Source organism: Campylobacter concisus (assembly GCF_902460665.1).
GTDB lineage: Bacteria > Campylobacterota > Campylobacteria > Campylobacterales > Campylobacteraceae > Campylobacter_A > Campylobacter_A concisus_AL.
The window spans coordinates 429,965-444,154 of sequence record NZ_CABPUR010000001.1; the positions used below are offsets into that span (position 1 = coordinate 429,965).

The following is a 14,190-nucleotide window of genomic DNA, read 5'->3' on the forward strand; positions in this document are numbered from 1 at the left end:
ATTTGAAATTTGGAGAACTTTATAGCGTCGTAGCAGCTGCACTTGCTACAAATTTTAATAGCATTTTGGATGTTTCATCTTTTATGCGTATCAAAAAGACAAATGCGTGGATAACGCAGACAAATAGTGAGGCAAATAAGAAAGGTAACGAGCTTTATGCTAAATTTATTAAAGATGAGAGTAGTGCGGTTTTATGTGATGATTTTGTCATTTTAAAGTCAAAATTTGAGGCGAGCTACTATTTTTCATCTGCAAAAGATGATCTAGCTCAGTTTTATAAGGCTATAAATTTTCAGCCAAAAATGGGAGAGGTTGATAGCATCTCAAATCAACTAATCTTAATAGCAAATATTTTAAAAAATGAGGCAACGATTGAGTCGATGAAACTTCTTGCAGCCTTTAGTGTCTCGTTTTTCTTGCCTTATGCTAAACAGCTTTCAAAAGATATCCAAAAAGACGCAACTAGCAATTTTTATAAATCAATGGGATATTTTTTAGAGGATTTTTGCTTGGTTCTAGAAACTATTATTGGTAAGGCTTAGTCTTAAGCCTGTGCCATTTCTATCATTTGAGTTTTAATGCTTAAAATGTTATTTTGGATAGCTGACTGCTCTAAATTTAAGTAATGAAGCATTTGCATAGAATTACGATCTTTTAGGCTTTGGATGCTTGAAATTTTATGTGAAATATCTAGCTTTTGCTCTTGTAATTTTTCTAAGTCTTTTTGTAACTGTATGGCACTTGCTTTATTAATAATTATAGGGGAAATTTTAGCATCTTCTCTTTGTTCTACATGTACTTCATTGCTTCTAACAATATTTTTCTTGTCATAGCCAGAAGATACTAACATGCTTATTTTTGAGCTATTTGAAGAGATAGATGTATAGCCATCATGATAGAAAATATTTGAGTTCATATTCGCGTCTATTTGCATACCATCCTTCCTCTTATAGATTATTTTTATTTTAAACTATATTCAATAGAAAATTAAAATAGTTTTTAAAAAGTTATATTTTGAATTATATTTCTATATCCTTAAAGATAAATTATATTTATAACTTTTTTGCAACTTTATAGTTAAAATACCCAGTTAAGTGCTATTTTGTTAAAATCACGCAAAATTAATTAAAGGCAAAGCTATGAAAGAAGAGAAAAACGCATACAAAAAGATGTGGGAGGGCAGATTTAGCGAGGCTAGCTCGAAGCTGCTTGAGGAATTTAACGCCTCTATAAATTTTGATAAAAATCTTTTTGAAGAAGATATTGCCGGTAGCAAGGCTCACGCAAAGATGCTTGGAATTTGTGGAATTTTGAAAAAAGATGAGTCAGAGGCGATCATAAAGGGGCTTGATGAGGTTTTATCTGAGATAAGAGCAGGTAAATTTGAGTTTAAGCTAGAAGATGAAGATATACACATGGCAGTTGAGAAGCGACTTAGCCAGATCATCGGCGCCGAGCTTGGAGGTAGACTGCACACAGCTAGAAGCAGAAACGACCAAGTCGCGCTTGATTTTAAATTTTACGTTTTGAAGAAAAATTTAGAAATTTCATCTCTCATCAAAGAGCTCATCGCCACGCTTACAAATTTGGCAAAAAACCACAAAGATACGTTAATGCCAGGCTACACACATCTTCAGCACGCTCAGCCAGTAAGCCTTAGCTATCACTTGCTAGCATATGCATTTATGTTTAAAAGAGATTTCGAGCGTTTTGTTAGCTCATATGAGCGAAACAGCCTAAGTCCGCTTGGTTCAGCAGCCCTTGCAGGCACTCCTCATAAGATAGATAGAACTATCGTTGCAAGTGAGCTTGGCTTCGCAGGTTGCACGCAAAATGCGATGGATAGCGTGAGCGACCGTGATTTTGCGCTTGAGATTTTATTTAACATTAGCGTTTTTATGACGCACGCTTCTAGGCTTTGCGAGGAGCTCATACTTTGGAGCTCGCAAGAATTTGGCTTTATAAGCATTAGCGATGCTTATAGCACAGGAAGTTCCATTATGCCTCAAAAGAAAAATCCAGACGTTGCTGAACTCATACGCGGCAAAACTGGGCGTGTAAATGGAAATTTAGTAGCGCTACTAACTACGATGAAGGGTCTGCCACTTGCTTATAATAAAGATATGCAAGAAGATAAAGAGGGCGTGTTTGACAGCGTCTCGACCATTTTAAGCTCGGCTACCATCCTAAACGAGATGATAAAAACAGCTAAATTTAACGAAAAAAACATGCTAAAAGCTACAAAAACTGGGCATCTAAGTGCGACTGATTTGGCAGACTATCTAGTGCGTGAAAAAAATATCCCATTTAGAACGGCGCATTTTATCACAGGCAAAGCTGTCGCAAAGGCTGAAAGCTTGGGACTTGATTTGAGTGAATTAAACGAAGAGCAGCTAAAAAGTGTGGATAAAAATTTAGATGCAAATGCTATTAAATTTTTAGATCTTTATGCTTCCAAAGAGGCTCGTACTTCAAAAGGCGGCACGGCAAATAAAAGTGTTGATGAGCAGATAGAAATTTTAGATTACTGGCTTAAGAAAAAAGAGTTATAATTACGCAAAGTCTACAAATTTTAAAGGATGAAAAATGTTTTTTGATGGCAAGAATAAAGAGCTTTCTAGTAAAAATGAAGCTTTAGAGAGAGAAAATGAAGCTTTAAAGGCTGAAATTTTAGCACTTAAAAATGAGCTAAAAAATGCCAAAACTTGCGAGCCAAAAGAGCAAGCTAAGGATAAGCAAGAGGCTGTAAATTTATTGCTTTCAAGTTATCAAGATGGTATAAATTTCTTGCAATTAACAATGGAAGAAAACCTAAAAATGCTTGAAAGTATAAATGGACTAAATGAAAAGACTTTCAAAGAGACAGGCGAACTCAAGTCGCAAACGGCTGAAATTTTAAACTCGATCGAGCAAGTAAGCCAGATGAGTGGCGATCTCTCAAACGACGCCTCTTCGCTTGATGGAAGCGTAAATTCTATCGTTGAGATCATAAATCTCATAAAAGATATCTCAGATCAGACAAATTTACTAGCTCTAAATGCTGCTATTGAGGCGGCCCGTGCTGGTGAGCATGGACGAGGTTTTGCTGTCGTGGCAGATGAGGTTAGAAAGCTAGCTGAACGCACTCAAAAAGCAACCCTTGAAGTAGAAGTAAATATAAATGGACTTAAGCAAAGTGCGAATACGATGATCGAAATGAGTGAGAATTTCTCAAAAATTTCTGTAAATGCTATGAAAATTTTAGGTGGATTTGAAGGAAATATCTCAAGTGTAAATGCAAATACGCAAAATATCCTAAATCAAGCCCTAAACGTAACAAACGAGGTCAATGTAAGTAACGGCAAGATAGATCACATCAACATGAAGCTAAATGGATATAGAGGCGTGCTTTTAAATGAGTTTAATAAGATTCAAGATGTTCACGAGTGTAGATTTAGCAAATGGTATGAAAAAGATGTGAAAAATACTCTTGTAAAAGATGCCAAAATTCTCTCAAGTATCGCAGCTTATCATGAAAATGTTCATTATGGACTAGAAAAAGCGATGGTTATTTTTGCTGATAAAGATAAAGGAAATCTACCTGGCGTTGAAATATTAAAAGATGTCGAAAACTCAAGTAAAGTAGGTTTTGAAGAGTTGCTTGAAGCTATAAAGGCTGCCAGAAAATAGAATAAAATTTTAGACTCAGGCTTTGAGTCTAAAATTTATAAGTTATTAAAATGTGCTTTGTGGATCAGCTACGCCTTCGCTCCAGCCAAGCTTAGCTCCGCCAAGTAGGTGAAAATGCAGATGCATAACTTCTTGACCGCCGTTTTCACCGCAGTTTGTGATGAGGCGGTATCCGCTCTTATCAACGCCCATTAAGGTCGCTACTTCTTGGATAAATTTTGTCATCTCTCCCATTAAAATTGGATCCATCTCTTGGAAATTTTTATAGTGTTTTTTTGGGATGATTAGGATGTGGATCGGTGCTTTTGGATTTATGTCGTTAAAAGCTAGAAATTTCTCGCTTTCAAGCACTTTGTTGCAAGGGATTTCACCAGCTACGATCTTTTCAAATATGGTCATTTTAGCTCCTTTGAAATTTTGCAAAATTATATCAAAGTGTGCTTAAATTTCGTGCTCTTTATCTTGATTTTAACTCTTTTTCTATAAAATCGACTCAAAAATTTATAAAGGCAAAAAATTGCAAGATTTCGTTAATAAAATCAAAAATGAAATTTCAACGCTTGACGATTTGGAAAAAGTCAGGGTAGAAATTTTTGGCAAAAAGGGCATCTTGGCGCAAGGTTTTGCAAAGCTAAAAGAGCTTGGCGAAGATGAGAAAAAGGAATTTGCAGCAAATTTAAACAAGCAAAGAGATGAGCTTGGCGCGCTAATAGAAGCTAAAAAGGCTGAGCTTAGCGAGCAAGAGATAGATAACAAGATGAAAAAAGAGGCCGCTGATATCACGCTATTTAACGAGCCTGTTGCTAGTGGAGCGCTTCACCCTGTGATGGCTACGATGGATAAGATAATTGAATACTTTTTAGCTCTAAATTTCTCGCTCGAGACTGGGCCGCTTATAGAAGATGATTTTCACAACTTTGAGGCGCTAAATTTACCAAAATACCATCCAGCAAGGGACATGCAAGATACATTTTACCTAGATGATTTTAGGCTTTTAAGGACGCATACGAGTCCAGTTCAGGTGCGAACTATGCTAAATCAAAAGCCGCCCATTCGCATGATAGCGCCAGGCACCGTCTTTAGACGTGATATGGATTTAACGCATACACCGATGTTTCACCAGGTTGAGGGCCTTGTGGTGGAGGATGCTGAGAAAGTTAGCTTTGCAAATTTAAAATCAATGCTTGAGGGCTTTTTAAAGCACATGTTTGGCGATGTTGAAGTACGTTTTCGCCCTAGCTTCTTTCCATTTACGGAGCCTAGCGCAGAGGTTGATATTAGTTGTATATTCTGCCACGGCAAGGGCTGCAGAGTGTGCAAGCAGACTACTTGGCTTGAAGTGCTCGGATGCGGAGTCGTTGACCCAAATGTATTTAAGGCAGTTGGCTATAAAAATGTAAGTGGATACGCTTTTGGCCTTGGCGTTGAGAGATTTGCGATGTTGCTTCATAGAGTGCCTGATCTAAGGTCGCTTTTTGAGGGAGATTTAAGATTGTTGGAGCAGTTTAAATGATAATTTCAAAGCATTGGTTAAACGAGTGGATCGACCTTAGCGACGTTAGCGGCGAGACACTTTCAAAGACATTAAATTCTATCGGGCTAGAGGTTGATAGCTATAAAGAGATAAATTTACCAAAGAGTATTGTGGTTGGCTACATAAAAAGTAGAGAGAAGCACCCAGATGCCGATAAACTAAGCATTTGTCAAGTGGATGTTGGTGGAGAGACGCTTCAGATCGTGTGTGGGGCTAAAAATGTTGAAGCTGGCCAGTTTGTGCCAGTTGCACTTATTGGCACGACTATGCCAAATGGTCTTGAGATAAAAAAAGCAAAGCTAAGAGGTGTTGAGTCAAGTGGTATGATCTGCTCTTCAACTGAGCTAGGGCTACCTAAGACAAATGACGGCATCTTGCCACTTGATGAGAGTATCGGCAAGCTAAAACTTGGTACAAGTCTTAGCGAATTTGAGATATTTAAAGATACGATAATCGAAGTTGATGTCACAGCAAACAGAGGCGATTGCCAAAATTTACATGGCATCGCAAGAGAAATTTGTGCAGCGCTTGATTTAAATATGAAAGATAGCCACGAAGACGATGAAAGCGAAAATTTACTAGGTATTGGCAGAATAGCTTCTGTGCGAGCAGAGGATAAAGTAAGTGGGTCATTTTTGTATAAGGCTTTTGAGCTAAAAGAAGGGCTATATGAAAATCTAATAACTCGCATGCGTCTAGCATTAATAGAGTGCCAAAAGACAAATTTAGTAGAGAGACTGCTTGAATATGCGACATTTTGCACAGGCGTTTTATTTAGGGCTTATGATCACGCTAAACTAGTAAGTGAAGGTGAAAAGGCTGTTTTTGATATAAAAAATGGCGAAAATGGCGAATGTGTCGTTTATTGTGGGGATAAAAATTTAGGCATTGCTGGAATTTACCAAAGTGACATAGCAAGGGTGGATGAGAAGTCAAAAGTGATCCTAGTAGAAGCTAGCTATGTAAAGCCAGATGTAGTTTCAAAAGCTATTTTTGAAAATAAAAATTTACCAAAGGGTGATCAAATTTATCGCTCAAGTCGTGGCAGTGAGCCAAATTTAGCTTATGGTGCGGATTATTTATTTAAAAGGCTTGCTAATTTTAAAGATGCACTAAATCTCTTTGCTGGCTCACAGCAGTCGCTTTTAAACACCGAGCCTATAACACTAAGCATCTCTCTTTTTGAGCTTAAAAATATGATCGGTCAAGATATAGCTAGAAATGACGTCGTTAAAATTTTAAAGAAACTTGGCTTTGATATCGCAGTAAATGTTGAGCAAGAAAGCTTTAACGTAAAAGTGCCGTTATTTCGCCACGATATAGTAAATTCTCACGATGTTTGCGAAGAGATCGTAAGGATAGTAGGCATAGACAATATCGCCTCAAAACCACTAAATTTCTCTGAGAAAAATAGGCTAAATAAGACATATTTTGACTATAAAAACGCCCTAAATTTAAGGCGTAGAGCAGCAGATAATGGCTTTTTTGAAAGCGTGCACTATGTCTTTGATAGTGAGGACGAGCTTAACGAGCTAAATTTTAAACCATGCAAAGTCAAGATACTAAATCCTATAAACAACGAGTTAAATACACTTAGACCGACACTTGTTAATCACCTTCTAAGCTCAAGCGAGAAAAATATCAAAAACTCAAAACGCTCAGTTAGGCTATTTGAGCTTGGAGAAATTTTTGACGAAAATGCAAATCAGGGCTTAAATTTAGGCTTTGTTGCGTCTGGACTTTTAAAAGAGCCTACACTAATAAACGGCGCAAAGGGCGAGGAGGCAAATTTCTACGCATTTGCATCGATGGTGCAAAATGTCATAGGTAAATTTGAACTAAAACCTTGCCAGGGCATCTCATATCTTAGTCCATATGAACAAGCACACATCTATCAAAATGGCGAAAATATCGGCTATATCGGCAGAGTTGATGCAAGAGTAGAGGCAAAAAGAGATTTGCCAAAAACTTATGTTTGCGAGATTGATTTTACTAAGCTTAAATTTGAGCCAATTTTGGCAGTGCCTTATTCTAAATTTCAAAGCACTACAAGGGATCTTAGCCTCATCGTGCCTAAAAATTTCGAGGCTGGACGAATTTATGAGTGTATAAGAGGGCTAAATTTAAAAGAGCTAAAAGAATTTTTACCAGTTGATATCTACAAAGATGCGAAACTAAATGGCTCGATTAGTCTTAGCCTCAAATTTACATTCCAAGATATGGAAAAAACACTCGAGGATGACGATATAAACGCACTTATGGATAAAATTTTAAGCGAGCTAAAAGAGAAACTAAATATCGGAATAAGATGAGAATTTATCCATTAGAAAAAAGTCTAAATTTAACTATTAACGATATCGCAGCAGATAAGTCCATCTCGCATAGATGCGCGATTTTTTCGCTTTTAAGCGATAAGCCATCTCGCGTTAGAAACTATCTAAGAGCAGGCGATACGCTAAATACTTTAAAAATAGTTCAGCTCCTTGGCGCAAAGATCGAAGATAACGGCGATGAAATCACTATCACTCCACCGCAAAAGATAAAAGAGCCAAATGAAATTTTAGAGTGTGGCAATTCGGGCACAGCGATGAGGCTTTTTATGGGATTACTAGCCGCACAGGATGGCTTTTTCGTGCTAAGTGGCGATAGATATTTAAACTCACGTCCAATGGCTAGAATAGCAAAACCTCTAAATGATATGGGCGCAAAGATAGATGGTGCAAATAACGCAAACAACGCTCCGCTTTGCATAAGAGGGACTAAATTTGAAAGATTTGATTTTGATAGCAAGATCGCCTCAGCTCAGGTAAAAAGTGCGCTTTTGCTGGCGGCTCTTTACTCAAATGGCTGCAAATTTAGTGAGCCAGAGCTAAGCAGAGATCATACTGAGCGCATGCTTGCTGGCATGGGAGCTGATATAAAGCGCGATGACCTAGAAATCACGCTAGAGCCAATGAAAGCCCCGCTTGCGCCACTTAATATAGATGTGCCAAATGATCCGAGCTCTGCATTTTTCTTTGCAGTCGCAGCACTTATCATTCCGGGCTCACACACTATTTTAAAAAATATCTTGCTAAATAAAACTCGCATCGAAGCTTATAAAATTCTAGAAAAAATGGGAGCTGAGATAAAATTTCACAAAACCTCAAGTAAATACGAAGATATCGGTGATATCGAGGTTAAATACTCGCCAAACTTAAAAGGTGTAGAAGTTAGCGAAAATATCTCATGGCTCATCGACGAAGCTCCAGCTTTAGCCATCGCATTTGCCTGCGCTAAAGGCCAAAGTAAGCTGATAAATGCCAAAGAGCTTCGTGTAAAAGAGAGCGATAGGATAGCCGTCACGATAAATGCGTTAAAATCATGCGGTGTCGAGGCAAGTGAGCTTGAAGATGGTTTTATCATAAATGGTTCAGAGGCTAAATTTGCCACGATAGATAGCCACGGAGATCATAGGATCGCGATGAGCTTTGCCATACTTGGACTAAAATGTGGCATGCAGATAGAAAAGAGCGAATTTATCGCCACTTCGTTTCCAAATTTTGCTGAAATTTTAAAGAAAATGGGAGCTAGAGTTGAAGATTGAGCTTGCTAGTAGTTATGGATTTTGCTTTGGTGTAAAAAGGGCGATAAAGATTGCTGAAAATGCAGGAGATGCTGCGACCATTGGGCCCCTCATTCATAACAATGAAGAGATAAACAGGCTTGAGAAAAACTACAATGTAAAAACGCTTGAGGGCATAGACGAGTTAAAAGATGAGAAAAAGGCTATCATCCGTACTCATGGTATTACTAAAAATGACCTTGCGGAGCTAAAAAAAACCGATATAAAAGTAATCGATGCAACTTGCCCATTTGTGACAAAGCCGCAGCAAATTTGTGAAAAAATGAGTGAAGAGGGCTATGATGTGGTGATCTATGGCGACATGCACCACCCTGAGGTAAAAGGCGTGAAGTCATACGCCAAGGGTAACGTCTACGTCGTGCTTGAAGAGAGCGAGCTAGAGGGTATTAAATTTAAGCAAAAGGTTGCACTTGTTAGCCAAACGACTAGAAAAGTCGAGAAATTTATGCAAATCGCAAACTACCTCATGCTTCATGTAAAAGAGGTGCGTGTTTTTAACACCATCTGTAACGCAACATTTGAAAACCAAGAGGCTGCTAAAAATTTAGCAAAAAGAGCTGACGTGATGATAATAATCGGTGGAAAAAACAGCTCAAACACAAAACAACTCTACCTAATATCTAAAAATTTCTGCGAAGATAGCTACCTCATTGAAAGCGAAGAAGAGCTTGAAAAATCATGGTTTGAGGGCAAAAATTTGTGTGGCATAAGTGCTGGTGCTAGTACGCCTGACTGGATCATACAAAAAGTCGTTGATAGAATCAAAAAAGTATAAAATTTATCCTAGCTAAAGCCACAATTAACTATAATAAGCTAATTTGCCTCTACTGGCATAATAAAATTTAAAGGATCAAGATGGCTGTGAACAAAAGTGTTCAATTAGGAAAAGCAAAAGACGAAGATATCGAAGATATCGATTTTGCTGCGATGTTAGAGGAGTCTTTTAAAAAGACTGAAGAAGATAGTGACGCAAAGATCGTCAGTATCAATGGCGATGAGGTTTTAATCGACGTTGGCAAGAAGTCAGAAGGCATTTTAAATGTTTCTGAGATCACTGACGCAAACGGCAATCTGACGCATAAAGTTGGCGATACGATCAAAGTTGTAATAACTGGATCAAGAAATGGAAGACCTATAGTGTCGCACAAAAAAGCACTTAGAAAAGAGAAAGTTAAAGCTTTCATCGAAGCTTACGATCCTGATAATTCTGGCGAAATCGACGTAAAAGTAGTTGGAAAAAATAAAGGTGGTTTTATCACTCAAGACGCAAATGGCGTAGAATTTTTCTTACCAAGAACGCACAGTGGATTTAAAAACGCTGAGGGCGTAGTTGGAAAATCATACAAAGTAAGAGTTATAAAAGTTGATAAAGAAGAGAATAGCATCGTTGTCTCAAGAAAGAAAATTTTAGATGACGACCGCAAAAAACGCAAAGAAGCCCTATCAAACATAGTAGAAAACGATAGCGTTATAGAGGGTACAGTTAAGAAAATCACAACTTATGGTATGTTTGTTGATGTTGGCGGAGTTGATGGACTTGTGCATTACAGTGAGATAAGTTATAAAGGCCCAGTAAATCCTAGCTCATTATATAAAGAAGGTGATAAAGTTTTAGTTAAAGTTATCAGCTATGACAACGAAAAACGCCACTTGTCTTTATCTATCAAGGCAGCTACTCCAGATCCTTGGGAAGAGATCATAAATGATGGGCTAGAAGTTGGTGACACTATCAAAGTTACAGTTAGCAATATCGAGCCTTATGGTGCATTTGTTGATCTTGGAAATGATATTGAAGGATTTTTACATATATCTGAAATTTCATGGGACAAAAATATCAAAAATCCAAAAGATCACATCAATGAAGGCCAAGAAATAGATGTTGAAGTTATTGAAATTGATGCTAAAGGACACCGCCTAAGAGTAAGCCTTAAAAATTTACTTCCAAAGCCATTTGATGAGTTTAAGGCAAAACACAAAGAAGGTGACGTAGTAAAAGGCGTTGTGACAACTATCACAAATTTTGGTGCATTTGTTAGAGTGGGTTGCATTGAAGGCTTGTTGCATAACGAAGACGCATCTTGGGATAGAAACGATAAATGCAAAGACATGTTTAAAGCTGGTGACGAGCTTGAAGTAAAAATCATCAAAATCGATAGCGCTGAACAAAAAGTTTCACTCAGCCTAAAAGATCTAAAACAAAGTCCAGTTCAAGCATTTGCTGGTAAATTTAATGTAAGTGATATCGTAAAAGGAACAATTCGCGATATTAAAGACTTTGGCGTATTTGTAGAGCTTGGTGATAACGTTGATGCACTGATCCGCAAAGAAGATCTAGGCAGTGTAGATGTTAGCACACTTAAGATCGGCGATGAGATCGAAGCAGCTATTGCATTTATCGATGAGAAGAAAAATAGAATTCGCCTGAGCATACGCCGTTTAGCAAAACAAAAAGAGCGTGAAGTGTTAAATGAGATCAATGATAACGATGATAAAGTAACACTTGGCGATATCATAAAAGAACAATTACTTTAGTTTAAATGGGCAGACGCATACTTTTATTAGTAGTTGTCCTGCTATTTGTTATATTGGGTTTGGCTGGAATTTCTCTTGTTAAATTTGCAAGTGTAAATTTCAGTCAAATACCTGAAGAAAATATCACAAATGAGCAAAATTTAACCAAAAATACGACCAGTAATACCAACTGGATGAGTGAGCTAGCAACTATTAGAAAAAGGGATTATGTGCTGCCTGTAAATGAAATTTTTATAGAATACAACCGACCCAAAATAGAAAAACCAAAGATTACTGCATATGAGCTTTTGATAGATAAAAATGATATCTATTCAATGTTTTGTTTGATGCAGACTTTAAGAAAAAGTGAGGTCGATTTTACTGTTGTAAAAGATGGTGCAAAAAGCCAGATATTTTTAAATACTCAAGACTCTAAACTTCTACAAAATATCATTTTAGAACTAAGAGTTTATGATATCCACTCAAGTGTGAGAGAGGTAAAATTATGAAAACTATCATTGTTTGCGATGCGATACATCCAGTAGGTTTTGAACTTTTAAAGAAAGAGCAAGATATAAACGTAATAGACGCAGTTAATACGCCCAAAGATGAACTTTTAAAAATTTTAGGCGAGGCTGATGTTGCTATAACAAGAAGCTCAACTGAAGTAAACGAGGCCTTTTTAAACGCTGGTAAAAAACTAAAAGCTATCGTTAGAGCTGGTGTTGGTGTAGATAATGTCGATATAGAAGGATGCTCAAGGCGTGGCATAATAGCTATGAACGTTCCAACTGCAAACACTATTGCCGCGGTTGAGCTAACAATGGCGCATATGCTAGCTTCAGCTAGATCTCTTGAATACGCTCATAATGATCTAAAGCTAGATAGAATTTGGAAGCGTGAGAAATGGTATGGGGTTGAACTTTTTAAGAAAAAGCTTGGCGTGATCGGCTTTGGCAATATTGGCTCGAGAGTAGCTGTTCGTGCAAAAGCTTTTGGTATGGAGATTATCGCTTATGATCCATATATTGACCCATCTAAAGTTATCGATATGGGCGGTACTTATACTAAAAATTTTGATGATATTTTAGCATGTGATTTTATCACGATCCATACGCCAAAAACTAAAGAAACAACCAATATGATCGGCGCCAAAGAGATCGCAAAAATGAAAGATGGCGTAAGACTTATAAACTGCGCTAGAGGCGGTCTTTATAACGAAGAAGCGCTTTATGAAGGACTAAAAAGTGGCAAAATAGCATTCGCTGGTATTGATGTTTTTACAAGAGAGCCAGCAACTGATCATCCGCTTCTTGATCTAAACAATGTAAGTGTCACTCCACATCTTGGAGCAAATACGCTTGAATCACAGCGAAATATCGCAGTTGAGGCAGTCGAACAAGCTATTTTAGCAGCTCGCGGTATAAGCTATCCAAATGCGTTAAATTTACCTATAAAAACAGAAGATCTACCGCCATTTGTTGAGCCTTATATCGATCTTACAAGTAAGATGGCATTTCTTGCTGCACAGATAAATAAAAGCGTTATCAAGGCCATTCGTATCGAGACTCACGGTCAGATTAGCGAATATGCAAATTCAATGCTAACTTTTGCAATCGTAGGTGCTTTAAAAGAGAGTCTTGGTGATGCGATAAATTACGTAAATGCTAAATTCTTATGCGATGAAAAAGGAATAGTGACTGAAACTAGCCTTGGCGGAGATAGCATTTTTAAAAATAAAATCACAGTTCGCTTAACTACTGAAAATGGTATTGTAACCGTAGGTGGAACGGTATTTGGTGAAAATCAGCAACGTATCGTAACGATAAATGGTTTTAAGACCGACTTTAAGCCAAAAGGTAAGATGATTATCTTTAAAAACCATGATGTGCCAGGCGTTATTGCTCAGATTAGTAAAATTTTAGCTGATGAAAAGATTAATATCGCAGACTTCCGCCTTGGTAGAGATGATCACAATATGGCACTTGCTGTCATCTTGGTTGATGAACATATAAAAGCAGAAACGTTAGAGAGACTAAACGCACTTGAAGCTTGCGTTTGGGCTCAATACGCAGTTATATAAAATTTTGAAAGGATAAAAAATGGCTTCATATTCAATGGGCGATCTAAAAAAAGGGCTAAAGATTGAGATCGATGGCGTTCCTTATAAAATCGTAGAATATCAACACGTTAAACCGGGCAAAGGTGCAGCTTTTGTTCGTGCGAAAATCAAATCTTTTATCGACGGAAAAGTGCTTGAAAAGACTTTTCACGCAGGCGATAAATGCGAGCAACCACATCTTGAAGAAAAAGAGATGCAGTATCTTTATGATGATGGTGAGTATTGTCAATTTATGGATACGGTTACTTATGAACAAGTTGCTATTAGCGATGAGGATGTGGGTGATGTAAAAAAATGGATGATCGATGGCATGATGGTTGAAATTTTATTTCACAATGGCAATGCGATCGGCGTTGAAGTGCCACAAGTAGTCGAGCTAAAGATAGTTGAGACTCCACCAAATTTCAAGGGCGACACACAAGGTGGCAAAAAGCCAGCTACTCTTGAGAGTGGTGCGGTAGTTCAGATACCATTTCACGTACTTGAGGGCGAGATTATCCGTGTGGATACTGTTCGCGGTGAGTATATCGAGCGTGCAAATAAATAAAGCAGCTTAATCTTTCTTACTAAATTTACGTTTAGTAAATCTAATGCTTAGCTAAAGTCACTATTTAAAAAGTATTGGCTTTAGCAAAAACTTCATTTCTACATTGTAAAATTTCAAACAGTGTTAGCTTAGAATACACAAAATTTTTATATTTTATAAAAATCCAAATATAGCCAAATATC

Annotated in this window: 13 protein-coding genes and 1 pseudogene; 12 read left to right on the forward strand and 2 right to left on the reverse strand. The window is 37.4% G+C overall.

All coding sequences use genetic code 11. The annotated features are described in order from the left end of the window. Positions 1-2: 2 nt before the first annotated feature. Positions 3-542: an oxidoreductase gene (locus F3G66_RS02200; protein ID WP_149706999.1), complete on the forward strand. Its 540-nt coding sequence runs from the start codon at positions 3-5 to the stop codon at positions 540-542. A 2-nt stretch (positions 543-544) separates the two neighbouring features. Here the strand turns inward: F3G66_RS02200 and F3G66_RS02205 are convergent, their stop codons facing one another. Continuing rightward, a complete protein-coding gene (locus F3G66_RS02205) occupies positions 545-934 on the reverse strand; it encodes a hypothetical protein (protein WP_149707000.1) in 390 nt (129 codons plus the stop codon). Between the two features lie 205 nt (positions 935-1,139). Between F3G66_RS02205 and argH the strand changes: the two genes are divergently transcribed. The 3 genes and pseudogenes from argH to F3G66_RS09780 all read left to right on the forward strand — a co-directional run bounded on the left by argH (position 1,140) and on the right by F3G66_RS09780 (position 3,669). Continuing rightward, positions 1,140-2,552: an argininosuccinate lyase gene (argH, locus tag F3G66_RS02210; protein ID WP_149707001.1), complete on the forward strand. Its 1,413-nt coding sequence runs from the start codon at positions 1,140-1,142 to the stop codon at positions 2,550-2,552. 445 nt (positions 2,553-2,997) lie between these two features. After that, a pseudogene (locus tag F3G66_RS09775) lies at positions 2,998-3,303 on the forward strand (methyl-accepting chemotaxis protein); the annotation flags it as partial. A gap of 57 nt (positions 3,304-3,360) precedes the next feature. Beyond that, positions 3,361-3,669 carry a CZB domain-containing protein gene (locus tag F3G66_RS09780; RefSeq protein WP_410470308.1) on the forward strand — a complete coding sequence of 103 codons (309 nt, stop codon included), beginning with the start codon at positions 3,361-3,363 and terminating at the stop codon, positions 3,667-3,669. Positions 3,670-3,714: 45 nt separating this feature from the next. Here the strand turns inward: F3G66_RS09780 and F3G66_RS02220 are convergent, their stop codons facing one another. Then, positions 3,715-4,068: a histidine triad nucleotide-binding protein gene (locus F3G66_RS02220; RefSeq protein WP_072594719.1), complete on the reverse strand. Its 354-nt coding sequence runs from the start codon at positions 4,066-4,068 to the stop codon at positions 3,715-3,717. 118 nt (positions 4,069-4,186) lie between these two features. On the opposite strand from F3G66_RS02220, the gene pheS reads away from it, so the two are divergent. The 8 genes from pheS (at position 4,187) to efp (ending at position 14,008) form a co-directional block, all read left to right on the forward strand. Further along, positions 4,187-5,182 (forward strand): phenylalanine--tRNA ligase subunit alpha, encoded by a 996-nt coding sequence (pheS, locus tag F3G66_RS02225; RefSeq protein ID WP_085657680.1) that lies wholly within the window; start codon positions 4,187-4,189, stop codon positions 5,180-5,182. After that, positions 5,179-7,515 (forward strand): phenylalanine--tRNA ligase subunit beta, encoded by a 2,337-nt coding sequence (gene pheT, locus F3G66_RS02230; RefSeq protein WP_149707003.1) that lies wholly within the window; start codon positions 5,179-5,181, stop codon positions 7,513-7,515. Before pheS ends, pheT begins: the two co-directional genes overlap by 4 nt. Beyond that, positions 7,512-8,789 carry a 3-phosphoshikimate 1-carboxyvinyltransferase gene (gene aroA, locus F3G66_RS02235; RefSeq protein WP_149707004.1) on the forward strand — a complete coding sequence of 426 codons (1,278 nt, stop codon included), beginning with the start codon at positions 7,512-7,514 and terminating at the stop codon, positions 8,787-8,789. The genes pheT and aroA overlap by 4 nt, the downstream gene beginning before the upstream one ends. After that, positions 8,779-9,603 carry a 4-hydroxy-3-methylbut-2-enyl diphosphate reductase gene (locus tag F3G66_RS02240; RefSeq protein ID WP_149707005.1) on the forward strand — a complete coding sequence of 275 codons (825 nt, stop codon included), beginning with the start codon at positions 8,779-8,781 and terminating at the stop codon, positions 9,601-9,603. Before aroA ends, F3G66_RS02240 begins: the two co-directional genes overlap by 11 nt. 80 nt (positions 9,604-9,683) lie before the next feature. After that, positions 9,684-11,360 carry a 30S ribosomal protein S1 gene (locus tag F3G66_RS02245; RefSeq protein ID WP_149707006.1) on the forward strand — a complete coding sequence of 559 codons (1,677 nt, stop codon included), beginning with the start codon at positions 9,684-9,686 and terminating at the stop codon, positions 11,358-11,360. Between the two features lie 5 nt (positions 11,361-11,365). Next, positions 11,366-11,848: a hypothetical protein gene (locus tag F3G66_RS02250; RefSeq protein WP_149707007.1), complete on the forward strand. Its 483-nt coding sequence runs from the start codon at positions 11,366-11,368 to the stop codon at positions 11,846-11,848. Continuing rightward, positions 11,842-13,422, forward strand: coding sequence for a phosphoglycerate dehydrogenase (gene serA, locus F3G66_RS02255; RefSeq protein WP_223154202.1), 1,581 nt, complete (start codon positions 11,842-11,844; stop codon positions 13,420-13,422). Before F3G66_RS02250 ends, serA begins: the two co-directional genes overlap by 7 nt. A gap of 19 nt (positions 13,423-13,441) precedes the next feature. After that, positions 13,442-14,008 carry an elongation factor P gene (gene efp / locus F3G66_RS02260; RefSeq protein ID WP_149707008.1) on the forward strand — a complete coding sequence of 189 codons (567 nt, stop codon included), beginning with the start codon at positions 13,442-13,444 and terminating at the stop codon, positions 14,006-14,008. Positions 14,009-14,190: the final 182 nt, after the last annotated feature.